Below are 21,453 nucleotides of genomic sequence, written 5' to 3'. Positions count from 1 at the left end.
ATTTGATTACCATAATATATATTATGTAAACTAATTGGACCATATCAGGATTTTGAATTCAGCAGAGCATGATTGAATTTTTGCAGCAAAGCGGCAAAGATTTCCGTTTCTTCCTCCGCCCAATCCGAGAGAAGCTCGCGAATACGCGTTAACCGACCTTCTTTATAAACGGCATACTCTTCAGCGCCCAGCTCTGTAATCTCCAAGAAAAAAGCGCGTCGATCCGCCGGATCCGGAATTCGCCGCACATAACCTTTTTGCTCGAGCGCAGCCGTTTGACGGCTGACGGTTGAAATGTCCAGCTGATACTCGTCGGCCAATGATTTGACACCCACCGCGCCGTGAGCGCCAATGCGATGCAGCAGCAGGTAGGCGGAACGGTCTAAATTACCGTATTTTCCGGAAGCCGTTGCTGTAGTTATCCGTCGGTATAATACAGCCATCTCTAATTCGATGGTTTCAAGCGATTTTTCATCGATCATTTCAAATACCTCACAGGCAAATAGGATAAGTTTATCGTATCATAGAATGGACATGAAATTAAATGAATGCAGGCCTCGAGTAGAGGGAAGCGCTTTTACGAAGGTCGAGCAATTGACAACAATTTGTGTAGTTGTATAATACAATTATATGAGGGGGATATTCCATGCAAGCGCATGAGATCATGATTAAGCAAGTTTACAAAGTCAAGGAGACCGATACGGTTCGCTCCGTCATCGAAAGATTCATGGAATATCGCATCAGCGGGCTTCCGGTGGTCAACGAACGGAATGAGATCGTCTCCTACATCAGTGACGGCGATATTATGCGGTACATCGGCAAACACCGCGACGTCGTGGTGGATTCGATTTATTATGTCGCTGTATTTAAAGGCGACCAGGAGGATTTTGAACAGCGCGCACAGCGGTTGCTTGACCTCAACGTCAAAGAAATCGGCAAGAAGAAAGTATATACCGTTTCATGGGATGAAGAAATTGAGAACATTGCGGCGATTCTAGGGAAGAAGCAGATTAAGAAGCTCCCAGTCGAACGCAACGGGGTGCTTGTCGGAATTATCAGCCGGGGAGATGTGATCAGGCATTCCTTTAAATCTTTCTTATAACCCGGGGAAGGAGTCTTTATGTCATCATCGTCAAAAACAGCAGTGTTATCTGAAACTACCGAACGTTTAGAACTCGAAAATAAGAGTCTATTAAAACAACCCAAAGCCGTTTGGGCTGTTTTTTTTGCCTCGATTATCGCCTTTATGGGCTTGGGGTTGGTAGACCCGATCCTGCCGGCCATCGCGGCCAGTCTGAACGCTTCGCCCAGCGAAGTAACCTTGCTGTTCACCAGCTATAATGCGGTGATGGCGGTTGCCATGTTGATTACCGGGGCGATCTCCTCCCGGATCGGCATCAAGTGGACGTTGCTTGCCGGCATCGTTGTGATCGCGGTGTTCTCCGCGCTGGGCGGAATGGCCGACGACGTGTGGACGATTATCGGTCTGCGCGGAGGTTGGGGCCTCGGCAACGCTTTGTTCGTCGCTACGGCCTTGTCGGCCATCGTTACGTTATCCGGCAGCGGGACCGCCAAAGCGGTTATTCTCTACGAAGCCGCGGTTGGCCTCGGCATCTCGGTCGGCCCGCTCGTCGGCGGCTGGCTGGGAGCTATCTCCTGGCGCGGGCCGTTTCTTGGTGTAGCCTCGCTTATGGTTATCGCATTCGTTGGTCTCAGCATCCTCATGCCTAAATCATCCGAAAAGGCCGACTCAAAAGCAACGCGCACTTCCATAATGGCTCCATTCCGGGCCATGCGCTACCGTTCCCTGGTTGTGTTGGGATTAACCGCCTGCTTCTATAACATCGGTTTCTTTACACTAATGGCTTATGCTCCGTTTGTGATGGGACTGGATGAACATGGTTTGGGTTACGTGTTCCTAGCGTGGGGCATTTTGTTGGCAATTACCTCTGTAGTGACAGCGCCTAAGCTGCAAGAAAAATTCGGTACAGTAAAATCGATGGGGGCCATGCTGTTTCTGTTTGCTATCATGCTGCTGGCCATGGGAATTTGGACAGATACCCAATGGGTGATTATCGCCGCCGTCATTGCCGCAGGGGCACTGCTTGGAAACAACAATACGCTGATTACTACGGCGGTGATGAACGCCGCGCCAGTCGAGCGCTCCACGGCTTCGGCCGCCTACAGCTTCCTGCGGTTTTTGGGCGGGGCGGTGGCTCCGTTTTTGGCCGGTAAACTAGCCGAGTGGTTTAACCCACATGTCCCGTTTCTCGTAGGCGCCGGTTTCGTACTGCTTGCCGTGCTGTTCATTGCCATCAATCATAAGCATGTCAAACATGTTGATGAGGTTCGCTCGGGGCATTAATTGAGGACGATAGCAGATGTAATTAATAGCATAAATTAACGTTAGTTCATCACGTGAATTGATTGGGCAAAAAAACGTCCGGTGCCGCATACCCGCAGCAGACCGGACGCTTTTTTATTTTACGCTTTCGATGAATATAAGGGATGTTGTTATTACAAATCCAGGTTAGCGATCTCCGATTTGAGTTTATTCGCAGAGGCGTGGAATTGGGTCAACTCTTCATTGCTCAGCTTCAAGTCCAGCACTTCGCGAACGCCGGAGCGGTCCACAATACTCGGCACTCCGAGGTAAACGTCGGATACCCCGTTGTAATCGGTCAGCAGCGTCGAAACGTTCAGCACGGACGCTTCGTTCTGCAGGATGGAGACGATGATCCGGTCCAGCGCAAGCGCAATCGCGTACGACGTGGCGCCTTTGGCGTTAATGATCTCGTATGCGGCATTTTTCGTGCTGTTGAAAATCTCCTTACGATCTTCTTCGGAGAATTCCAAACCAATCCCCGCAACGTTGGCCAAGCTCCAAAGCGGAAGCTCCGAGTCCCCGTGTTCGCCGATAATATGCGCATGGATGCTGCGCGGGTTAATCTTCTTATTTTGACCGATCAAATAACGGAAACGTGCGCTGTCAAGCAGGGTCCCGGAACCGATCACGCGATTGGACGGGAATCCGCTCTTCTTCAAGGTGACATAAGATAAAATGTCAACCGGGTTCGTGGCCACAAGGATTATCCCGTGGTCATTATATTTAACGATATTCTGAATAATGTTATCGAAAATGCCGGCATTCCGCTTCAGCAAATCGATTCGGGTCTCCCCAGGACGTTGGGAAGCACCTGCAGCGATCACGATAACGTCGGCATCGGCGCAATCGCTGTAATCACCGGCCCAAAGCTTTACCCCGCCGGTAAAGGGAAGACCGTGATTCATGTCGAGCGCTTCGCCAAGTGCCTTTTCTTTATTGGCATCGATCAGCACCAACTCGGAAATCCGTTCTCTTAAGAGCAGCGTATAAGCGGTTGTTGCGCCAACCGCCCCCGTGCCGATGATAACAACCCGGCTGGAACGCAATTTGTTTTTCATTTTTTTCATCTCCTCGTCGTATTCTCCAAACCTTAGCTTGCGCCAAGGCTTGCATTCTTAACCTGTTGTTTTGCATGTGTTCAGGTCGCTTCGTCGCTTTCAAGGAGAAAGCGCGATATGTAGTTCGCCCAAATTCCATTGTACCTGAAATAAGCTCAAAATTTAAAGTAAAATGTGGAATATTCAGTTTTAATAGAAAAACAACATAATAAATATTATGTAAACTAAATATCATTATCCAAAACATGTTATCACTTTGTAACCAACGATTAACGATTCTGTAAGGACGAAACTCTCGCTTTATATTATTCTAGTAATTAGAAAAAGAGAGAGGAAACCGGTGAACGATATGTCGCCTTACGGAAGACGAAGTGAAAAACATGGAGAGCGCACCGCACGTTCTGGTTCAACACGACCGGTGAAGCTCGTGATGACAGCAGCGATCGTCCTGGCAGCGTCATCTTTGGCACTGACTGCGATGGCGGTCGCCCCGCTGTTACATGAATCGCTCCCGTTTCAGAAGCCTACCCGCGTGGTTATACCGGCGAAATTGGCGGCTGCAGAAGAGGGGGAGAAAGAGCAGAGCATAGCGCCGTCTGGATCGGAGCCTTCTCAGCCTGCTGTAGAACCCGTTGTAACACCGGTAGAAGACAAGCCAACGCCTCCCGTTCAGCCAACGGTCGAGACGAAACCTCCGGCGGTACCCGACAAAAAACCTAAAACCACAGAGAAGCAGAAAGTCATCTATCTGACCTTTGATGACGGACCTAGCAAATACACGGAGCCGCTGCTTGATATTTTGGAGCGTTATCAGATCCACGGTACGTTCTTCATGATCGGAAATCAACTCAGCAGCCATAAAGAGGCCGTTAATCAGACGCTGGAGGCTGGTCATTATATTGGTCTACATAGCATGACGCACAACAAGAAGAAATTGTACGACGGGAATGGATCTGCTCATTTCGTGGAGGAATTTACGAAAGAACAGCAGTTGTTTGAGAAGCTGACCGGAACTACGCCGAAGCTGATTCGCGCTCCCTATGGCAGCAAGCCGGAAATCGGTGAGAAATTCCGCGGCGACATCGCTAAAGCCGGGTTTAAAATGTGGGATTGGACGGTTGATTCTAAGGATTGGAAATATCCGGATAGCCCCAGTTCGATCCTCAAAGAAGTGAAGCGTCAAACGCACCGCAACACAGAAGTGATTCTCCTGCATGAGAAAGCGCAAACCGTAAAGGTTCTACCGCAAATTATCGAATACCTGCAAAGCAAGGGCTATGCCTTTGCCGTGTACAAACCTGATCAGCATGTCACGGTCAACTTCGGGAACGATCCGCGTCTATAACGGCGGAAAGCGCCTATGGTATAATGAGAGACGAACTAGATTATGCAGAAAGCGAGGTGGTTCGGGTTGAGCTTGTGGCACAAGTTGACCGGAACCGCCCTGGTGTTGGTCCTGCTTCTGACGGCTTGCACGTCTGAGATGCCTCCGGCTGCCGCTCCTGTTCAAGACGATCCTTCCGAGGAAGGGCAGACAATTACGGTGATCAATCCGGAATCTTCCGAAAACCAGGGAAATCCCGCCGCCACTTCGGCGGAGAACAAAAACAACCGCTACCAAATTCAGACCCGTCTAACCGACTTTCAGTTGCTCAGCGCTACGACGGGGTTAGCCTGGGGGAACACGCGAAACGAGCTTCGGCTCTACATTACGGAAGACAACGGCAAAACGTGGACCAATATTTCTCCCGCCGCATCCGTGCCGTTTTCAACCACGCCCGAGTATGGTAAAGATATCTTTTTTCTTGATCCGGATCATGGTTTTATCGTTCGTAATCCTGCGGGTTCCGGAGATACGATTGTCCTGCGTACGACGGACGGCGGAGTGACCTGGAAGGTCACTTCGTTCCCCGGAACCGGGGAGGTGAAGGCGATGGTATTCGCTGACTCGGCCAATGGATGGATCTTATCCGAAGGGTCCCCTAGGGAGGGAGGCCAAAAGTCACTCTATGCCACAGATGATGGAGCCCAATCCTTTGAAGCTTTGCTCGGGGGAACCGACCCTGTGAGCCTTCTGTCCTCAGATCACCCTGCAGGAACCTTAGGCACGGATCCATCCATGGCTTTTACGAGTCCACTCCGGGGGTTTGTTAGTGAGAAGATGGATGGGCTTCCGACGCTGTACATGACACAAAACGGCGGATTGACTTGGACGCAAAACAAACAGTTCTTCAGCTTGGACAAGTATAAAACCTGCGACAGCTTTACGATCGGAAATGTATCCTTCTTCTCGGGCAGTACCAAAGAGGGGTGGATTCCCGTTGGCTGCAGCCGTGGAAATTCTACGAAATTCAATGGTTATTTCACCGAAGATGCCGGTGACACATGGAAGTTAGCGCAGTTCAAATTGTCTTGGCAGACTGGATTAAACGAGAAGCTGACCCCAACCTTCTTGACCCGAAACGAAGGCTGGACGATACTCGATTCAACGGTCTATTATACGTCGGATCAAGGGACGAGCTGGGAGCCGCTGCCGGATAATGAGAAACTGATCGAGACGCTAAAAGGTTACCCCGTAATCGTGAAGCTTCAGTTCTTTACCTCCCGCGTGGGATGGCTGCTGGTTGCCAAAGAGGATCAACAACGCTCACTGCTTATGCAAACGAAAGACGGGGGACGGAGCTGGCAGGTGTTGTAGGTTCAACGATAATATCAAGCACGGCACGAGGTGTCGTGCTTTTTTACGCGCAGAAACAAAGAAATATAGTGACGTTCATCATATTGTGAAATTTATCACGTGCGCTCCTTAGACTTTGTGATATATTTAACTTGTAAGAAAGATCAACAACAAAAGGGAAACAAAACGGAGCCAAAGCTCCCCAATACGATAGGAGTGGAACCCTAATGAAAACGATAGCTCAAAAGGAAACAGTAACTCGCAACTACCTTCAGTTTTGCTACAACTGCGACGACGCTCACCTGTGCACGACCGAAGAACAGTGTAAAGCTTGCTGGGCAGAGAAAGGGCTTGACGAGGCGTTCGAAATGGAAGCTGATGGCGCCGAAGAAACCCGTCAACTGTTGTTCGAGTACTATGCATAATTCTGATCCATCCGATTTGGTACCCAATTAACCTCCGGTTCGCAAGTGCGAATCGGGGGTTTTTGGTTTTTCTAGGGATATCTTGGACAAGAGTGGCATATTTTCTGGACACGTTGAATAACAAGTTTTATTTCGCATCGGCATATACTTAGGGGGAAAGGGGAGAACAGCGGGTACGGAGCAACCTCTTGAAGGAGGGAAAACGTGATGCAGTCTTGGACGGAAATGTTTGGCGTAGTGGAAACGGCGTTGCCGATCCTGTTTGTGGTGATCATCGGGATTCTGGCAGCTATGGCAGCTAGAGGGCTTCTTCGCACCATTGGAAACAACCGGCAACCGGTGCTTAGCGTCCAGTCCGTCATCGTCAGCAAGCGGACCGAGGTTAGCCATCGCCATGACACCGACACCTCGGTGAATCGGTCCGACACGAAGTATTATGTGACCTTCGAGGTCGAAAGCGGCGACCGCTTGGAGTTTGCCGTATCCGGGACGGAATACGGGCAATGTGCGGAAGGAGACGAAGGAAAGCTGACGTTTCAGGGCCGCCGTTACCACGGCTTCGAGCGGGTTGGTCGAACCTACCGGACCGAGATGCAAGAATACCGGAAGTCGCATAGCTCCGGGTAAGTCAAGGATCGAAGATCCGTCAAAATGACAAGAAAGGCAGGCAGGGTAAGGTTGAAACCGATCGAACTACAAAAAACAGAAGCGTAACGGATAGTCAGACCTCTTCGTCGACTCTTGCGAATACGCTTCTGTTTTTGTTTGTATAACCTCTTTAATAGGATAAGGCCTTGGTTTGCGCTTGCTCCAGAATCGATTGAGCGACAGCGCGGCCACTGGAGAAGGCACGCTCGGCTAACTCGCCTTTGCCTTCGCAGCCGTCTCCACAGAAGAAGAGAGGTACGCCAGCTAAACGATTCGGCAGCAGCTTGTTGGTGTGAATATTCTTGACGCTGGCGACCATCGCTTTCTTGGACACCCGCTTCACTTCCACAAACTCGCGCCAGTTTGGATAGTACGTATCAAACAACGCTTCCATTTGCTGGGTCTTCTGCTCCAGGTATTGCTTCTTCTGCTCCTCGTCCGTGAAGTCATCGTTCAAGTAAGCAATCCCCTGCAGTAACTGTCCATGCACGGGGGCCACGGTATAGTCGGTGGCAGAGACATCGCTGATGAATATTTTATGATCCATATCGCTGATATAGTGGAATGGACGGGCTACAACTTTGGTAAATCCAACATCGTAAACGAGCACTTCGGTCGAAGTGTTATTCTTGTAGGGATCCAGAGTACTTGCCCAAGGTGTGTCTTCCAGCAGTTTGGTCACTTGTTGGACCGGCATTGCGAAGATCACTTGATCGTATACGAGTTGTTGCCGGGTCTTCGTATTTAACACGAATTTACCGTCTTCCATCGTAATCGATTCGACCGGTTCCTTGACGGCGATGTCCCAAGCGTCGTTGGCGCCAATTTTATCGATCAGTTGATCGGTAATCGTCGCCCAACTGCCAAGAATGTAGCTAACCGGTCGGCCGGAGAGGAATAGGTTGTGATAGTATTCGGCGATAACCTCGCCGGACACTTTGCGCGCTTCCTCCGGGGTAATGAAGAAGTTGGAACATACGAGATGTTCCCACAATTCTTTGACGTCCGCCGAAGCGTGCGAGTGGTCCAAGTAATCGCCGAGAGTCCGATGCTGTTTCAAATGATGGATGTTACCGATCACAGCGGCGATTTCGGCGACGAAGCGGACTTTCTCCCTTGGCGTTAGTACATCCGTTTTCATAATGTTGACGAAATCGAGCGGGGCAGGGGTTAAATGCCCGTGTTTGGCGTACACCACTTTACGCTTATCCACCTGTTTGCTCTGGAATTTCAAATGCAGCTCTTCTTCCATGGAATGGAGCGTATGTCTGTCGATGCCGTATACTGCGTGTGCTCCGTAGTTCAGAGTAAATCCCGATTTTTCATAAGTGAAGGCCCGTCCGCCGAGCTGCGGGCTCCGTTCAAACACTGTTCCGGACGTGTCACTGTCCGACAGGTATGCAGCAGCCGTAAGCCCGGCCAGACCGCCGCCAATAATCGCGATTCTCATGAGGTAACCTCCTAAAAGGTAAAATGAAGCAACCGTTTTATAACGAAACCAGCAAAAACGTATAAATAAACGTTATTCATCTACAGTATATGCTATTCGTGTAAGCGCGTCCATAGAAATAGTCACGAAATGTTCAATATTGTAACCGTATTCACATGCAGGTGGTTAGTCGGGTACTTGACACCGAATTTTTTCCAGTGCTAAGCACCAAGATAGGCGGATGCACATAGGATATATCGTTCAGCAGAGAGGGAGGGGGAGCCAAATTGGCCGTCATTAAAGCAAACTCCGAAGATGTTAGACTGCTGGCGCGCCTGATGCGCGCGGAAGCGGAAGGGGAAGGCGAGCAGGGCATGCTGATGGTCGGCAATGTCGGCGTGAACCGGATCTTGGGCAACTGCCTTGATTTTCAGGATATCCGTGACATGAACCGAATGGTGTTTCAAAATCCTGGCGGATTCGAAGCTACGGTGAAGGGCTATTTCTACCAAAGGGCTCGCGACCGCGATATTCGATTGGCACAGCGCGTCATCAATGGTGAACGGATTTGGCCAGCATCCAACGCCTTGTGGTTTTTCCGGCCTGCGGGAGATTGCCCGGCAACCTGGTATAATCAGCAGAACACCGGCCGGTTTAAAGCGCACTGTTTCTTTTCTCCATCCGTGGAAGACTGCCCTTCCGTTTATTAAATTCAACCTTTCGTTTGACCAATCATGAGGAGGAATGAATTGCATGTTTACTCAGCAATTTCGGCCGGCAGCTTATCCCGCAGGCCATGGTACTTATCCGACAATGCCTGGATTAGGCGGATATCCGCAGCAAACGGGAGGGGCAATGCCGCCGCAAGTGCCTAGCGGAAGCCCGATGACGCCCGGGGGCACTGTCATGCCCATGCCGATTCAGAACTATGAGCAATCGTACATCGAGAACATTTTCCGTCTGAATTTAGGCAAAATCGGCACATTCTACATGACATACGAGAACAACAGCGAGTGGAACGCGAAGGTTTTCAAAGGCGTGCTGGAAGCCGCCGGTCGCGATCATATCATCATCAGTGATCCGGTTACCGGCGTGCGGACGGTCATGCTGATGGTTAATTTTGACTATGCGACGTTCGACGAGCCGCTCGTCTATCAATATCCCGGCGTAATCGGTTCGCCGCCGCCGACCAGACGATAAAATTCTTAAGCCCCTTCCAAGAGGGGCCTTTTTTTATTTTTCAAGCCTGCCACGCCTGTTCGTCAGGAATACCGCAGCGTTTGACTGTGTAGTGTATAATAATATAATTAAGAAGAATTCATCATACAGGATGCAATTGCATGGCAAAAGGAGATGGATCCCTTGGGAAATTAACGCTGCAGTTCTCATATGAAAAGCAATGGAAGTTCGATGATTTTAATCCACGAAGGAGGTGCACCTATTCGTCGCCAAACCGGCGGGAATAGGAAACGTATTGGGTGACCCTTTACCGAGTCTTTATTCTGTAGGATTCATGGTGTTATTGGTGTTGCTAAACGGTTTTTTCGTATCGGCCGAATTTGCCATCGTGAAAGTGAAGAGCTCCCGGATCGAGGCTTTAGCCGATGAGGGGCGAAGGAATGCAAGGATCGCTAAAGAACAGTTAGGCCGATTAGAGGGGTATTTGTCGGCTTGCCAGGTAGGGATTACCCTCAGTTCGCTTGGGCTCGGCTGGCTAGGAGAACCGGTGGTATCCCGCATGCTTGGGCCGCTGTTTGAAATGATGGGTTTGGGTGATAGGCCAGGGTTTATCGTTTCGTTAGCGGTTTCGTTTATTCTTATCGCTATTCTTCATATCGTGTTGGGGGAGCTAGCCCCGAAAACGATCGCCGTCCGCAAGGCTGAGGCCATTACGTTATGGTTCGCCTGGCCGATGCGAATATTTTACCGTCTGATGTACCCGTTCATCTGGCTGTTAAACGGATTGTCCGCCGGTCTCTTGCGATTGTTCGGCATCGCGCCGGTGTCGGAGCAGGACTCGTTGCATACAGAGGAAGAAATTCGAGTGATGATGAAAGAGAGCAGCGAAAGCGGATTGATCGACAGCACGGAAATGTCGTTAGTGGATAACATTTTTGAGTTTGCGGATACCACCGCCCGGGAAATCATGATTCCCCGGACCGAAATGATTTGTTTGTATACTCAGCATTCGCTGGAAGAAAACCTGGAAATCGCCCTGGAAGGCACAAGAACCCGTTATCCCGTATGCAATCAGGACAAAGACCATATCATCGGATTTATTCATATTAAGGATTTGATACGCTCTCAAACCCGCAATCTTCGCGATTTGATTCGTCCGATCATGGCTGTGCCGGAATCCATCCCGATCAGCGATTTGATGAAACGGATGCAGCGGGGGAGAACGCAAATCGCCATTTTAATCGACGAATACGGCGGAACCTCCGGTATGGTCACGTTGGAGGACATCGTCGAGGAAATCGTCGGCGAAATTCAGGATGAGTTCGACGAGGAACGTCCTGGCATCGAACAGTCGGATACCCATGAGTATTCGATCGATGGGTTGATGTTGATTGAGTCGATTAATGACCGATTCGGTCTGGAGCTGGATTCCGACGATTATGATACCATAGGCGGCTGGCTGTATTCACGGATCGATATCCTGCCACCGCAGGTGGGGCAAACGGTGGAATACGGCGAATATACGTACGTGGTGGAGGAAACCGACAACAAGCGAATCTCTCGCGTGAAGCTCATACGCCAACAGCTGTTGCCGTTGGAAGAAGCCGGCGCATAAAAGCAAATAGAACCGGATGTCTCTATTAGATCGAGGCATCCGGTTTTTGTTCTTCCCATTCCGTATTCAGCATTTTTCTAATCCCTTCCCGGGTACGAAATAACCGTTGACGGACGAGATTCTCGCATAACCCCATTCGATCGGCTATTTCTTTATAACTAAGGCCTTGCTTCCAGCGATATTCGAGCAGCATGCGGTATTCTGGTTTAATATGATGTAAATACGAACTGATGGCTTCTTCCAGCAGCTTGGTTTCCACGCACCCCTCGACAGAGTCCTCCGGCCATGCCGTGGCGGCGATCTCCTGTAGTGCACAATCTGTGTCAACGGAATTGTCGTGTTTCCGATTTTTACGCAAGTAGGTGATGGCCATATTCCGTGAGACCGTCCTTAACCATGCGCGTAAGCTGATTTCATTATCGAAAGTCGGTTTCTTGAGGACAACCATCAGGAACGCTTCCTGGATAATATCCTCGGTTGCTTGATGATCCTTGACCCTATAATAAACAGTACCGTATACCAAATCGAAATAGGCGTAGTAGACTTCTTCCTGGACATGTTCGGGGAGCTCCAAATAATTAGCGGTAAGTAAGCACTGTAACTGACTGGACATAAAGTTACCTCTCTATCTCGTATCCTTAATCCCATTCTAGCAATCCACTATCCCAATTTTACTCTACATTCACAATAAAAGGAATGTTTTACCATGAATATTACAAAATGCCGATCTATTTCGCCAGGTTTCTACAGATGACGTAACTGTAGTGATCTATTACAATAAAGGAAGTGTGTGTTCTGCAGCTGTGTAAGGCGAGAGGAGAGAATTCGTGAAGCGTTTGTTTTGGATGGGATGTTGGTCTTATCTACTGATCGGATTGGCGCATGTTGTGGTCGGTTCGTTGATGCCTAGTTTGCTGGAACATTACGGTAGAACCTACGGTGACGGGGGGATGTTGATCTTCGCCCAGTTTTCCGGCTTCCTTGTGGGAGTATTGGTATCCCCCTTGTTGATAGCAAGACTCGGGAAGTTGAATGGTTTGCTTATCGCTACCGGAATGTTGTGTGCGGGGGAGTTCGTTTATACGCTGCTTCCGCCTTGGGAATGGATGTATGCTGTTGGAGCCGTAGCCGGCTTTGGATTTGGGATGATAGAAGCGGTGATCGGAACCATCATTATTGCTTCCTTCACGGAGAGAACTGCCGTGGCGATGAGCAGGTTAGAAGTCTTCTTCGGACTCGGGGCACTCCTGATGCCGCTGGCTGCAGGTGCCTTTATTCGATTGGAGTCTTGGCGGTATACCTTCCTGTTAGTCTCGGTTCTGGCATTCGTCCTCTTGTTCGCCTGGGGAAAAGGCCGCTTCGGTGATTTTAAAGAGACCCTTCAAGCTAGAGGTGTGAAGACGGCAGAGAAGGGGGATTGGCTGAAACCGTACCAGGGAACCCGAGGGCTGCTGCTCGTTGTCTTTATTGTTTTCTTCTTTGTATACGTCGGCACGGAAATGAGCTTCGTTAATTTCTTGCCGTCTCTATTGATCGAGAAGCTCGGAATCACTAAGCCAACCGCTGCGTTCAGTGTGACTCTTTTCTGGGTGGCCATGACGATCGGTCGTTTATTTGCCGGTGTCATCGCGGAACGTATTTCCTATAGCCGTTACGTGACCTTGGGCTGCCTGATCAGTTTCATCGTCATTGCTCTGTTTGCTTGGAGCGGAGGGATGGCTTTGCTGTTCACCTTCATCGTTCTGTTTGGTTTATTTATGTCGGGACTTTTCTCCATCGCGCTCGTCTTTGCCAACAAGCTGTTGCCGGGCTCTGAGGAAACGACCCCCAGCTTATTGATCGCTTCAGGCGGCGTGGGGGGCGCATTGTTGCCTCTGTTGGTGGGAGAGACGATGGACATTGGCGGCGCGGACACGACGGCATGGGTATTGGCCGGGTTCCTAGCGTTGCTGGTTCTCTTAAGTGTGGCCGCTGTGATGATCCAGCGCAGCCGGGCCCATGCGTCATCCATGATATCAGCGAATGTCGAATCCTAAATTAGGATTACATCCTAAAAAGCGCCCCTTGGCAGAACGGATCTGCCAGGGGCGCTTTTTGAATTTCTCAGGTTAGAATGCCCAGTTTCCTTTCGCGAAGATCTGTTCCTCTGTACCGTCCGCGGTAACGCCATAAATATCCATCTCGGCGGATCCGACCATAAAGTCTTCGTGCGCCAGGCTGGAATTTAATCCACGCTGCGACAGTTCGTCCTGGGACATCGATTTCCCGCCGTCTAGGTTAAAGGCGTAGGCATTGCCGATCGCCAGGTGGTTGGATGCATTCTCGTCAAATAACGTATTGTAGAACAGAATGCCTGATTGCGAGATCGGGGAGTTGTGCGGTACAAGCGCCACTTCGCCCAGGTAATGCGAGCCTTCGTCCAACTCGACAAGCTGCTTCAGAACGTCGGCGCCAACTTCAGCTTGATAGTCGACGATACGCCCGTTTTCGAAAGTCAACGAGAAGCGGTCAATAATGGTGCCCCGGTAGCTAAGTGGCTTCGTAGCAGCTACTGTACCGTTAACCCCCGTTTTGTGCGGAGCGGTAAAGACTTCCTCTGTCGGCAGATTTGCCAGGAACGTATTTCCCTGCGCGTTGAGGCTTTCGGCTGCAACCCACAGGTGGCCTTCCGGCAACTCGATCGTGAGGTCAGTTCCTGGAGCTTTATAATGCAGCTTCTTATAGCGCTTTGCGTTCAAGTAGTCGGATTTCTGCGTTAAATTGTCGATGTGCTGCTGCCAAGCGGCGATCGGATCCGGCTGGTCCAGGCGAACCGTGCGGAAAATGGCTTCCCACAAGGCCTGAACACGTTGTTCTTCCGGAAGGTTAGGGAACACTTTATCCGCCCATACCTTGGATGGAACCGCAACGATCGACCAGCTGAATTTATCGGACATTTGCATCTCACGGTATTTGCTCATTGCTTTACCGTAAGTTTTCTGATGGTTGGTGAGACGTTCGGTGGAAACGCCTTTCAACAAGTCGGGATCGGATGAAATCACGTGCAGCACAGCCGCACCGCTCTCCACGAATTCCAGCATTTCGCCGGCATACCATTTGGGTTCATCCAGGAAGGAATCCTCCGCAGCCATATCATAGCGAAGACGAGTAACCACATCGTCGCTCCAGTTGACTTTGACGAATCTAGCACCGGCTTCATAAGCTTGCTTGACGATGAGACGGACGAGTTCCGCGCAATCAATGGTCGCGTTGATGATCAGGTTTTGGCCGGGCTGTACGTTCACGCCTATTTTGACGGCCAGTTCTGCATATTTTTCCAGTTTCGTTTGAAAATCGGACATTTACGGTCTCCTCCATACTTTGGAAATAGGTTATTGTCTTATCATACACCATCTCAAAACGAATTTGTAATGCGGGTCGAAGGGGTCAGCCAATAATAATTTTGCCTTCCGGGTACTTCAGCAATTCCTTCTTGGACCTCGAGGTAAATGCATAAGCCAACGTCAACGGTCCGATCCGTCCGAGGAACATGACCGCGCAGAGCAGCACCTTACTGATCTCAGTCAGCTTTGGCGTCACATCGAGGCTCAAACCGGCGGTGGCAAACGCGGAGGTCGTCTCAAAGAGCAGGTTCAGAAACGTAACGTCCTCGAGCGCGGATAATGCCATGGCGACGGAAATGACCAAGAACATCGCCAGCCATGTTTGCGTAATTGCCTTTATGATCGAAGCCTTGGGTAGACGTTGGCGGAAGAAGACAATATCCTGCTTACCGCGCATCATCGCATAGATCGCCCCGAGCAAAATGGCGAACACCGTGACTTTGATCCCGCCGCCGGTCGATCCGGGGGCCGCACCGATGAACATGAGCAAAATCAATAAAAACTGGCTCGATTGCTCCATATCCACTACCGATACGGTGCTGACTCCGCCGGACCGGGAGCTGACGGAATGAAACAAACTGGCGAAGATGCGGTCCATCCAATTCATTGGACCCAGGGTATGCGGATTATTCGCTTCGATCAACAATAAGATCACTGCGCCGACGACCGTCAGAATGCCGGACATCGTCAGGACAACCTTGGTATGTAGGGACAATCGCCGGTTTTGCTTATAACCAAGCAGGTCGGCAATAACGATGAAGCCGATCCCGCCAAGGAAAATCAAAAGCATGACGACAAGGTTGACGAACGGGTCGCCAGCGTACTCGGCCAACCCGCTAAAAGGCCCATGAATTCGGCCGAATAAATCGAAGCCGCCGTTATTGAAAATCGAAATGCTGTGAAAGACGCCAAAATACAACGCTTGTCCCAGCGGCATGTCGCGGGCGAACCGGGCGAACAACAGCAGTGCGCCGGCCGCTTCGATCGTTAAGGAATACGCCATGACACGCAGGATCAACGGCATCAAGCCGCCGATCTGATGATGGTTCAGCGATTCCTGCAGTACCAGCCGTTCACGCAGCGAAATCCGGCGGTTGAACGCCAGCGAGATCAAGGTGCCTACCGTCGTAAAACCGAGCCCCCCGATCTGTACTAGCAGCAGGACGACGATCTGTCCGAACACGGTGAAATGCGTGCCGGTATCCACGACAGCCAGTCCGGTTACGCAAGCGGCCGAAGTAGCGGTAAAAAACGCATCAATGAGATCAAGCCGATGGCCCTCCGCCGTTGCGGGAGCAAGCGATAGCAAAAATGCACCCAGCGTGATTACCATCGCAAAGCCGAAGGTTAATATTTTTGCGGGCGAAAGCGCCGTTTTTTTTCGTTTCGGCAAGGGAAGTCACCTCCGTACATGTTCTGCATATTGCTATTGACTTAAAACATGGTACGATATTGCAAGAAGACTGTCCAATATGAATATAAGTAATTGCCGGATAAAGGAGTTGTGATGCATGACCGAGTTGAGTATTGTTCACGCAGAAATGAAGCGAGAGGAGGACGGGTCTTACATAGGCAAAACCGTCTTTGATGTCAGTTCGCACAAAGCAAGCTACGAAATTACGTTTTTTAGCCAAAAGGGGAAGGATTGGGATTACAGCCTTCACTATGCGAATGAGCCCGGAGTGGAAGAACAATTCCTTGCGGTTGATGCGCGGCTCGAGGAGGACGACGATTGGTTTGATATCTTATTGGACGCCGCGCTGGATACACTTCCAGAGGTTTAATCCGTAACTCTTCCGGCGTACCGGGAGAGAGGGAGAGGAGGAACAAACCGTGTGGCAACACCCGTTTTACCGAACATCGCTGGGGATCATTTTGGTATTGACGATCATCTATTTGTTGTCCAAGGTCAGCTTTATCTTTAACCCGCTGGTAACGCTTGTGTCTATTTTGATTGTCCCGCTGACGATTTCCGGATTTCTCTATTACCTGCTTCGACCGATCGTTCAGTTTCTAGAGCGCAAGAAGCTGAACCGGATGCTTTCGATTCTGCTGATTTATCTGATGTTCGCGGGAGTGATCACGATTTTCCTGATCGTTGTTTGGCCGCCGCTGCAGAAGCAGATCATCGAATTCATGAACAACGTACCAAAGTTGATCGACGGCGTACAATCGCAGATGAACGACTTCCGCAATAACCGTTATCTCTCAATGGTGACGGACGAAACGAGTCCGGAGCTGATGAACAAAGTGACGGAATATCTGAACTCAGCCATGGAAGCCATCTCCGGTTATTTATCGCACGTGGTGACTTTTCTAAATGATTTCGTCATTGTGGTTGGTACGGTGCCCCTCCTGCTTTATTACATGTTGAAAGAAGACGAGCGGGTCACGCCGTCACTGGTACGGATGCTTCCGGTTCGATATCGCCGGGACGGGGCAGGCGTCATTCATGAGATTGACAATATGCTGAAGGGATTTATCGCCGGACGGATGATTAGCGCCGTGCTGCTCGCCTTTATGAGCTTCATTGGGTTTTGGCTGATCGGCTTACCGTACCCGTTACTTCTGGCAGTCGTTGGTGCGCTATTTAACTTCATCCCGTATTTTGGGGCATTGCTCGGAGCGATTCCTTGTGTCATTGTGGCGTTTACCGTCTCCCCATCCATGGTGGTATGGGTCATCCTTATCGTGGTGGTGGCGCAGCAAATCGAAGGCAATTTAATCTCCCCGTACATCTACGGCAAAACGATCAATATCCACCCTTTAACAACGATCGTCTTGTTGCTCGTGGCCAGTGACTTTGGCGGCATCCTGGGCATGATCTTGGCCATTCCTATCTATATGATGCTGAAGATCATCGTACTCAAGGCGCATAAGCTGTATTTTGCCGAGAAAATCGAAGAACTGACCGAATAGGTTTTGCCAATCTTATTTCAACAAGACATCCAAGGTGATCAAAATCATATCTCACGCCCCCGTGATTGGGCGATGATTATTCTAATAGGTAGACATTCATAAGTCAGATTGATGACTTGTTGAATTACCTCTAGATAGATAATCATTACGCTCGGGGGATGATAGACATGGCAGTGAATGCCAAAGGCGGGAAGTACTTTTACGCGTGGAGCAAAATTCTTCCCGACGGATCATTTTACCTTCCGGATCAAGCCCTGCATGAGTACCAGATTCGCCCGGATTCCAACATTATACTGATGACAGGTCGGAATACGGCCAAAGGCTTTAGCGTCGTTTGCAAAGAACTGATTGCAAACTCACCGCTTGCCACGATTTTCGCCAGCATTCCTCAGATTCAGCAATTCGCCATCCCGGAAGGGCAGGCCATTACCTTCAAAGAACGCTCGTTCTGCTGGGTTTATTTAAACAGCAAAGGGTATTTTACGCTGCCGCTAACAACGTGGCAAGAATTTGGACTCAAGCCCGGTGATCAACTGCTGAGTTTACGGGCTACCCATCTGGCATTTAACAACTTGTCGGAGGGGCCGTATATCGAGCAAGCCAAACAACTCCGCGATATTCATGTCTACGAATGAAACGAAGCGAACAGAGAACCAGCCAGTCGCCGATCCACAAATCGGCAGCTGGCTGGTTTATTTTTGTTAAGGCCTTAGTAACGATCTCCGCTTACGGAAGTAGGTGGCATCATCTCATCGATCTGGCGTAAATCTTCGGAAGAGAGTTCCACATCCAGCGAACCTATATTTTCCTCCAAATAAGATATCCGTTTCGTTCCAGGAATCGGCAAAGCTCCTTTGGCCATTGTCCAAGCAATAGCCAATTGCGCTGGGGTACAGTTCTTCTCTTCAGCGAGTTCCTTCACTTTGTCCACCAAAGCCCGATTAAGTTGGAAATTCTCGCCCTGAAATCGAGGAAGTTGTCTTCGGTAATCCGAGGGGGCAAAATCCTCAAATTTACTTACAGCACCGGAGAGAAAGCCTCGGCTCAAAGGACTATAAGCCACAAACGTGATCCCGAGTTCGTTGACGGTAGGAAGAATGTCTGCTTCGACTTCACGGCTCCAGAGGGAGTATTCCGTCTGTAAAGCCGAAATGGGATGAATAGCGTGGGCCCGACGTATTGTGTCACTGGAGGCTTCCGACAATCCTACATAGCGGACTTTCCCGTCTTTCACCAAATCAGACATCGCTCCTATAGTTTCCTCAATGGGTACAGTAGGATCGATGCGATGATAGTAATACAAGTCGATATGATCCACACCTAAACGCATAAGACTTCGATCGATCGCTCCTTTTACATATTCGGGATGACCAAAGACGCCTTCAAAATTAGGCCCCACACCAAACTTTGACGCAATAATGGCCTGATCCCGACGTCCTTTCAAGGCTCTGCCGAGCAATTCCTCGTTATGTCCGTTACCGTAGCAATCGGCTGTATCCAGCAAAGTAACGCCTAGTTCCAGAGCACGATGAATGGTGCGGATTGAGGCTTGATCATCGGCTTTCCCATACAGCTCCGACATCCCCATTAACCCTAAACCAATAGCAGAAACCTCTAACTCACCATGGCCTAAACTTCTCGTTTTCATGACTCTCCATCCTTTCATGATTTAGATTAAAGTTTTACCTGTATAGCTTACATGTTAAAGTGAACTTGAAGTCAAGCGTGATTTATTTACTGCACTAAGCTGCTAAATTCATTTAATTATTTTGAATATATAGCGTTTAAAGAAGTTTTTTGCTATGATCGGGTTAAAAATGATTTGAATATAAATTAAAGTTAACTTTAACGAATCGGAGGGGAGTATCCAGATGATGAACATTAAAGAAGTGACACTCATGACAGGAATTACCGCTTCCACACTACGGTACTATGAAACTGAGGGATTGCTTCCCTTTGTTAAACGAGACGATAACGGAAAGCGTCTGTATGATCAGGAAGATTTAGAGTGGGTTCATTTTGTCACCGCGCTTCGATTAACCGGTATGCCCATTGTTCAAATCCAGAAGTATGTACGATTGTTTCACGAAGGTGATGAGACCATTGCGGAGCGTAAGAAAATGATGCTTGAACATAAAGGGGAGATCGAGAAGAAAATAAGCGAACTTTATCGAAACCTTGACAAGATCAATTATAAGTTAGCCCTATACGATGTTCTTGAAGCTCAAATCAACAACACCGATATAAAAATATAAATAAAACCTCCAAGTTTGCTCCCATTCCACTGAATAGGGCAGCATTTCCTGGAGGTTGTTCCCCGTTATCCTTTACTTTAAGCCGTTTGGGACGGTAATAGATACTTCGCGATCAAACTCGTATAGGCTTCCTTCGGGCGCAGACCAATCAGCTTCTCTACAGGCTGGCCCTGATGGAAGAAAATCACGGTCGGCATGGACATCACGCTAAATTGTGCGGCCAAAGCCGGCAGCTCATCGCAATTGACCTTCAGTAGGTTAATGGCGCCGTCATAGCTTTCGTGCAGCTCATCCAATATAGGGGATAACACCTTACATGGTGGGCACCAGGGTGCGTCAAAGTCGACGAGGGTCAGACCCGGCGCTTGTAACGCCTGTACAAACTCATTTTCATGTTCAATCCGTTTCGTTGCCATTCTCATTCATCTCCATTTCGGGATTTTCGCTTAAAATATGGCGGATCCGCTCCTCCAGATTCACCTTGATTGCCTGCAGCAGCTCAATCTGTTCACTGACTTCCTTCAGCTTACTGCGGTAAACGGGCATAATCTGGCGGCAGAACGCCTCTTTGCTGGTCATGACGCAATGCAGGAAGCCAGCGATTTGCTCCGTCGTAAGCCCCAGGCTTAAATAGAACTGAATTGTCTTCACCTGTTCGGCGGAAAAGCTATGGTAATCACGGTATCCGTTTGCCAGCCGTTGCGAGGAGATCAAACCTTGCTCTTCGTAATAACGAAGCGAGCGGATGCTGACGCCGGTTGCCTTGGACAATTCACCGATTCTCATCGCCTACGAATCACCTGCCTTCTTGGATTCATTATAAACCCTAACATTAATGTGAGGGTCAACTGCTTTTGTAGAATGCAACTAAAAAACTTCAGCATTGAGTACGACGGCGGGTTCGCGGATCGTGTATAATGTAAGAAATTAGGCGCCTATAAGCGGGCGATAAAGGAGGATCACGCATGAAACCGGCTTTATTGATCATCGATATGCAGCAAGCCTTTTTGAACCATCCGCGAATCCAAAGCGAAATTGCGGGAGCATGCGAGTACATTAATGCGGTCGCCGACATGTTCAGGGAGGCGGGGCGGCCGGTCGTTGTCGTCCAGGATAAGGATGGGGGCGAAGGGACTCCAGGGTACGAGGTGATTCCTGAGGTGAAGCTGGCTGAATCCGACCTGCGGATTTCTAAAGCATGGAACAACTCGTTTTGGAAAACCGATCTCGAGCAACTCCTCCGCGAACAGGGCATCGATTTCGTGGTGGTATGCGGTTTTGCCGCCGAACACTGCGTCACCTTTACGTTTAATGGGGCGGTGGAACGCGGATTTGGCGCAGCCATTTTGCAAAAAGGCATCCTCGGTGAGCATCCCGATTCGGTTGCGGCGGTCTATCGGGATCGCAGCTTGATCAGCTACTCCGTGATTCGAGCTATTTTGAAGCACTCCTAATTCATGACATTACATAATTAAAATT

Annotated in this window: 24 protein-coding genes; 15 read left to right on the top strand and 9 right to left on the bottom strand. The window is 49.6% G+C overall.

What is annotated here, in order from left to right:
• Positions 1 to 44 precede the first annotated feature (44 nt).
• The gene (locus IM700_RS11950) at positions 45 to 482 is read right to left on the bottom strand and encodes a MarR family winged helix-turn-helix transcriptional regulator (RefSeq protein WP_155605923.1); all 438 of its coding nucleotides are present in this window, start codon (positions 480 to 482) and stop codon (positions 45 to 47) included.
• A 164-nt stretch (positions 483 to 646) separates the two neighbouring features.
• On the opposite strand from IM700_RS11950, the gene IM700_RS11945 reads away from it, so the two are divergent.
• Both IM700_RS11945 and IM700_RS11940 read left to right on the top strand, forming a co-directional pair.
• The gene (locus IM700_RS11945) at positions 647 to 1,102 is read left to right on the top strand and encodes a CBS domain-containing protein (protein ID WP_155605924.1); all 456 of its coding nucleotides are present in this window, start codon (positions 647 to 649) and stop codon (positions 1,100 to 1,102) included.
• 18 nt (positions 1,103 to 1,120) lie between these two features.
• Entirely contained in the window at positions 1,121 to 2,365 is a 1,245-nt protein-coding gene (locus IM700_RS11940) for an MFS transporter (RefSeq protein WP_193416212.1), read from the top strand.
• Positions 2,366 to 2,517: 152 nt separating this feature from the next.
• Here IM700_RS11940 and IM700_RS11935 read toward each other — a convergent pair whose 3' ends face one another.
• Positions 2,518 to 3,444 (bottom strand): L-lactate dehydrogenase, encoded by a 927-nt coding sequence (locus tag IM700_RS11935; protein WP_155605926.1) that lies wholly within the window; start codon positions 3,442 to 3,444, stop codon positions 2,518 to 2,520.
• Between the two features lie 430 nt (positions 3,445 to 3,874).
• Here IM700_RS11935 and IM700_RS11930 point away from each other — a divergent pair, with 430 nt between their 5' ends.
• The 4 genes from IM700_RS11930 to IM700_RS11915 all read left to right on the top strand — a co-directional run bounded on the left by IM700_RS11930 (position 3,875) and on the right by IM700_RS11915 (position 7,173).
• Positions 3,875 to 4,789: a polysaccharide deacetylase family protein gene (locus IM700_RS11930; protein WP_239483832.1), complete on the top strand. Its 915-nt coding sequence runs from the start codon at positions 3,875 to 3,877 to the stop codon at positions 4,787 to 4,789.
• Between the two features lie 66 nt (positions 4,790 to 4,855).
• Positions 4,856 to 6,142, top strand: coding sequence for a WD40/YVTN/BNR-like repeat-containing protein (locus IM700_RS11925; RefSeq protein WP_239483831.1), 1,287 nt, complete (start codon positions 4,856 to 4,858; stop codon positions 6,140 to 6,142).
• A 206-nt stretch (positions 6,143 to 6,348) separates the two neighbouring features.
• Positions 6,349 to 6,546, top strand: a complete 198-nt coding sequence (locus IM700_RS11920; RefSeq protein ID WP_193416213.1) for a hypothetical protein — start codon at positions 6,349 to 6,351, stop codon at positions 6,544 to 6,546.
• Between the two features lie 207 nt (positions 6,547 to 6,753).
• Entirely contained in the window at positions 6,754 to 7,173 is a 420-nt protein-coding gene (locus IM700_RS11915; protein WP_193416214.1) for a DUF2500 domain-containing protein, read from the top strand.
• A 151-nt stretch (positions 7,174 to 7,324) separates the two neighbouring features.
• Here IM700_RS11915 and IM700_RS11910 read toward each other — a convergent pair whose 3' ends face one another.
• On the bottom strand, positions 7,325 to 8,644 hold the full coding sequence (locus tag IM700_RS11910) for an FAD-dependent oxidoreductase (protein WP_193416215.1): 1,320 nt from the start codon (positions 8,642 to 8,644) through the stop codon (positions 7,325 to 7,327).
• A 266-nt stretch (positions 8,645 to 8,910) separates the two neighbouring features.
• Between IM700_RS11910 and IM700_RS11905 the strand changes: the two genes are divergently transcribed.
• The 3 genes from IM700_RS11905 to IM700_RS11895 all read left to right on the top strand — a co-directional run bounded on the left by IM700_RS11905 (position 8,911) and on the right by IM700_RS11895 (position 11,417).
• Positions 8,911 to 9,333, top strand: coding sequence for a cell wall hydrolase (locus IM700_RS11905; protein WP_155605931.1), 423 nt, complete (start codon positions 8,911 to 8,913; stop codon positions 9,331 to 9,333).
• A 43-nt stretch (positions 9,334 to 9,376) separates the two neighbouring features.
• Complete coding sequence (gene gerQ / locus IM700_RS11900) at positions 9,377 to 9,823, top strand: spore coat protein GerQ (protein ID WP_155605932.1); 447 nt, start codon at positions 9,377 to 9,379, stop codon at positions 9,821 to 9,823.
• 313 nt (positions 9,824 to 10,136) lie between these two features.
• On the top strand, positions 10,137 to 11,417 hold the full coding sequence (locus tag IM700_RS11895) for a hemolysin family protein (RefSeq protein WP_193416216.1): 1,281 nt from the start codon (positions 10,137 to 10,139) through the stop codon (positions 11,415 to 11,417).
• Between the two features lie 25 nt (positions 11,418 to 11,442).
• On the opposite strand, the gene IM700_RS11890 is transcribed toward IM700_RS11895, so the two are convergent.
• Positions 11,443 to 12,030 carry an RNA polymerase sigma factor gene (locus IM700_RS11890; protein WP_193416217.1) on the bottom strand — a complete coding sequence of 196 codons (588 nt, stop codon included), beginning with the start codon at positions 12,028 to 12,030 and terminating at the stop codon, positions 11,443 to 11,445.
• 214 nt (positions 12,031 to 12,244) lie between these two features.
• On the opposite strand from IM700_RS11890, the gene IM700_RS11885 reads away from it, so the two are divergent.
• Positions 12,245 to 13,453 carry an MFS transporter gene (locus tag IM700_RS11885; RefSeq protein WP_193416218.1) on the top strand — a complete coding sequence of 403 codons (1,209 nt, stop codon included), beginning with the start codon at positions 12,245 to 12,247 and terminating at the stop codon, positions 13,451 to 13,453.
• 72 nt (positions 13,454 to 13,525) lie between these two features.
• On the opposite strand, the gene IM700_RS11880 is transcribed toward IM700_RS11885, so the two are convergent.
• Positions 13,526 to 14,758: an aminopeptidase gene (locus tag IM700_RS11880; RefSeq protein WP_193416219.1), complete on the bottom strand. Its 1,233-nt coding sequence runs from the start codon at positions 14,756 to 14,758 to the stop codon at positions 13,526 to 13,528.
• A gap of 85 nt (positions 14,759 to 14,843) precedes the next feature.
• The gene (locus tag IM700_RS11875; RefSeq protein WP_193416312.1) at positions 14,844 to 16,133 is read right to left on the bottom strand and encodes a TrkH family potassium uptake protein; all 1,290 of its coding nucleotides are present in this window, start codon (positions 16,131 to 16,133) and stop codon (positions 14,844 to 14,846) included.
• Between the two features lie 178 nt (positions 16,134 to 16,311).
• Here IM700_RS11875 and IM700_RS11870 point away from each other — a divergent pair, with 178 nt between their 5' ends.
• The 3 genes from IM700_RS11870 (at position 16,312) to IM700_RS11860 (ending at position 18,354) form a co-directional block, all read left to right on the top strand.
• The gene (locus IM700_RS11870) at positions 16,312 to 16,584 is read left to right on the top strand and encodes a hypothetical protein (RefSeq protein ID WP_193416220.1); all 273 of its coding nucleotides are present in this window, start codon (positions 16,312 to 16,314) and stop codon (positions 16,582 to 16,584) included.
• A 49-nt stretch (positions 16,585 to 16,633) separates the two neighbouring features.
• Positions 16,634 to 17,719 carry an AI-2E family transporter gene (locus IM700_RS11865; RefSeq protein ID WP_193416221.1) on the top strand — a complete coding sequence of 362 codons (1,086 nt, stop codon included), beginning with the start codon at positions 16,634 to 16,636 and terminating at the stop codon, positions 17,717 to 17,719.
• A gap of 167 nt (positions 17,720 to 17,886) precedes the next feature.
• Positions 17,887 to 18,354 (top strand): hypothetical protein, encoded by a 468-nt coding sequence (locus IM700_RS11860; protein WP_193416222.1) that lies wholly within the window; start codon positions 17,887 to 17,889, stop codon positions 18,352 to 18,354.
• 74 nt (positions 18,355 to 18,428) lie between these two features.
• Here IM700_RS11860 and IM700_RS11855 read toward each other — a convergent pair whose 3' ends face one another.
• Positions 18,429 to 19,367 carry an aldo/keto reductase gene (locus IM700_RS11855; RefSeq protein WP_193416223.1) on the bottom strand — a complete coding sequence of 313 codons (939 nt, stop codon included), beginning with the start codon at positions 19,365 to 19,367 and terminating at the stop codon, positions 18,429 to 18,431.
• Positions 19,368 to 19,590: 223 nt separating this feature from the next.
• On the opposite strand from IM700_RS11855, the gene IM700_RS11850 reads away from it, so the two are divergent.
• Positions 19,591 to 19,974, top strand: a complete 384-nt coding sequence (locus IM700_RS11850) for a MerR family transcriptional regulator (protein WP_155605939.1) — start codon at positions 19,591 to 19,593, stop codon at positions 19,972 to 19,974.
• Positions 19,975 to 20,051: 77 nt separating this feature from the next.
• Here IM700_RS11850 and IM700_RS11845 read toward each other — a convergent pair whose 3' ends face one another.
• Both IM700_RS11845 and IM700_RS11840 read right to left on the bottom strand, forming a co-directional pair.
• On the bottom strand, positions 20,052 to 20,390 hold the full coding sequence (locus IM700_RS11845) for a thioredoxin family protein (protein ID WP_155605940.1): 339 nt from the start codon (positions 20,388 to 20,390) through the stop codon (positions 20,052 to 20,054).
• Positions 20,371 to 20,760, bottom strand: coding sequence for a MerR family transcriptional regulator (locus IM700_RS11840; protein ID WP_155605941.1), 390 nt, complete (start codon positions 20,758 to 20,760; stop codon positions 20,371 to 20,373). Before IM700_RS11840 ends, IM700_RS11845 begins: the two co-directional genes overlap by 20 nt.
• A gap of 179 nt (positions 20,761 to 20,939) precedes the next feature.
• Here IM700_RS11840 and IM700_RS11835 point away from each other — a divergent pair, with 179 nt between their 5' ends.
• A complete protein-coding gene (locus IM700_RS11835; RefSeq protein ID WP_193416224.1) occupies positions 20,940 to 21,428 on the top strand; it encodes a cysteine hydrolase family protein in 489 nt (162 codons plus the stop codon).
• The last annotated feature ends 25 nt before the right edge of the window (positions 21,429 to 21,453 follow it).

The organism is Paenibacillus rhizolycopersici, from assembly GCF_014947195.2.
Lineage (GTDB): Bacteria > Bacillota > Bacilli > Paenibacillales > Paenibacillaceae > Fontibacillus > Fontibacillus rhizolycopersici.
Note: the sequence above shows the minus strand (reverse complement) of the source record. Positions and strands in the feature narration are given on the sequence as shown.

Bases quoted from the DNA above. Each gene is read 5' to 3' on its own strand.
- IM700_RS11950 (WP_155605923.1), bottom strand. From the start codon at position 482: ATGATCGATGAAAAATCGCTTGAAACCATCGAATTAGAGATGGCTGTA.
- IM700_RS11945 (WP_155605924.1), top strand. From the start codon at position 647: ATGCAAGCGCATGAGATCATGATTAAGCAAGTTTACAAAGTCAAGGAG.
- IM700_RS11940 (WP_193416212.1), top strand. From the start codon at position 1,121: ATGTCATCATCGTCAAAAACAGCAGTGTTATCTGAAACTACCGAACGT.
- IM700_RS11935 (WP_155605926.1), bottom strand. From the start codon at position 3,444: ATGAAAAACAAATTGCGTTCCAGCCGGGTTGTTATCATCGGCACGGGG.
- IM700_RS11930 (WP_239483832.1), top strand. From the start codon at position 3,875: ATGACAGCAGCGATCGTCCTGGCAGCGTCATCTTTGGCACTGACTGCG.
- IM700_RS11920 (WP_193416213.1), top strand. From the start codon at position 6,349: ATGAAAACGATAGCTCAAAAGGAAACAGTAACTCGCAACTACCTTCAG.
- IM700_RS11915 (WP_193416214.1), top strand. From the start codon at position 6,754: ATGCAGTCTTGGACGGAAATGTTTGGCGTAGTGGAAACGGCGTTGCCG.
- IM700_RS11910 (WP_193416215.1), bottom strand. From the start codon at position 8,644: ATGAGAATCGCGATTATTGGCGGCGGTCTGGCCGGGCTTACGGCTGCT.
- gerQ (WP_155605932.1), top strand. From the start codon at position 9,377: ATGTTTACTCAGCAATTTCGGCCGGCAGCTTATCCCGCAGGCCATGGT.
- IM700_RS11895 (WP_193416216.1), top strand. From the start codon at position 10,137: ATGGTGTTATTGGTGTTGCTAAACGGTTTTTTCGTATCGGCCGAATTT.
- IM700_RS11890 (WP_193416217.1), bottom strand. From the start codon at position 12,030: ATGTCCAGTCAGTTACAGTGCTTACTTACCGCTAATTATTTGGAGCTC.
- IM700_RS11880 (WP_193416219.1), bottom strand. From the start codon at position 14,758: ATGTCCGATTTTCAAACGAAACTGGAAAAATATGCAGAACTGGCCGTC.
- IM700_RS11875 (WP_193416312.1), bottom strand. From the start codon at position 16,133: ATGGTAATCACGCTGGGTGCATTTTTGCTATCGCTTGCTCCCGCAACG.
- IM700_RS11870 (WP_193416220.1), top strand. From the start codon at position 16,312: ATGACCGAGTTGAGTATTGTTCACGCAGAAATGAAGCGAGAGGAGGAC.
- IM700_RS11860 (WP_193416222.1), top strand. From the start codon at position 17,887: ATGGCAGTGAATGCCAAAGGCGGGAAGTACTTTTACGCGTGGAGCAAA.
- IM700_RS11855 (WP_193416223.1), bottom strand. From the start codon at position 19,367: ATGAAAACGAGAAGTTTAGGCCATGGTGAGTTAGAGGTTTCTGCTATT.
- IM700_RS11850 (WP_155605939.1), top strand. From the start codon at position 19,591: ATGATGAACATTAAAGAAGTGACACTCATGACAGGAATTACCGCTTCC.
- IM700_RS11845 (WP_155605940.1), bottom strand. From the start codon at position 20,390: ATGGCAACGAAACGGATTGAACATGAAAATGAGTTTGTACAGGCGTTA.
- IM700_RS11840 (WP_155605941.1), bottom strand. From the start codon at position 20,760: ATGAGAATCGGTGAATTGTCCAAGGCAACCGGCGTCAGCATCCGCTCG.
- IM700_RS11835 (WP_193416224.1), top strand. From the start codon at position 20,940: ATGAAACCGGCTTTATTGATCATCGATATGCAGCAAGCCTTTTTGAAC.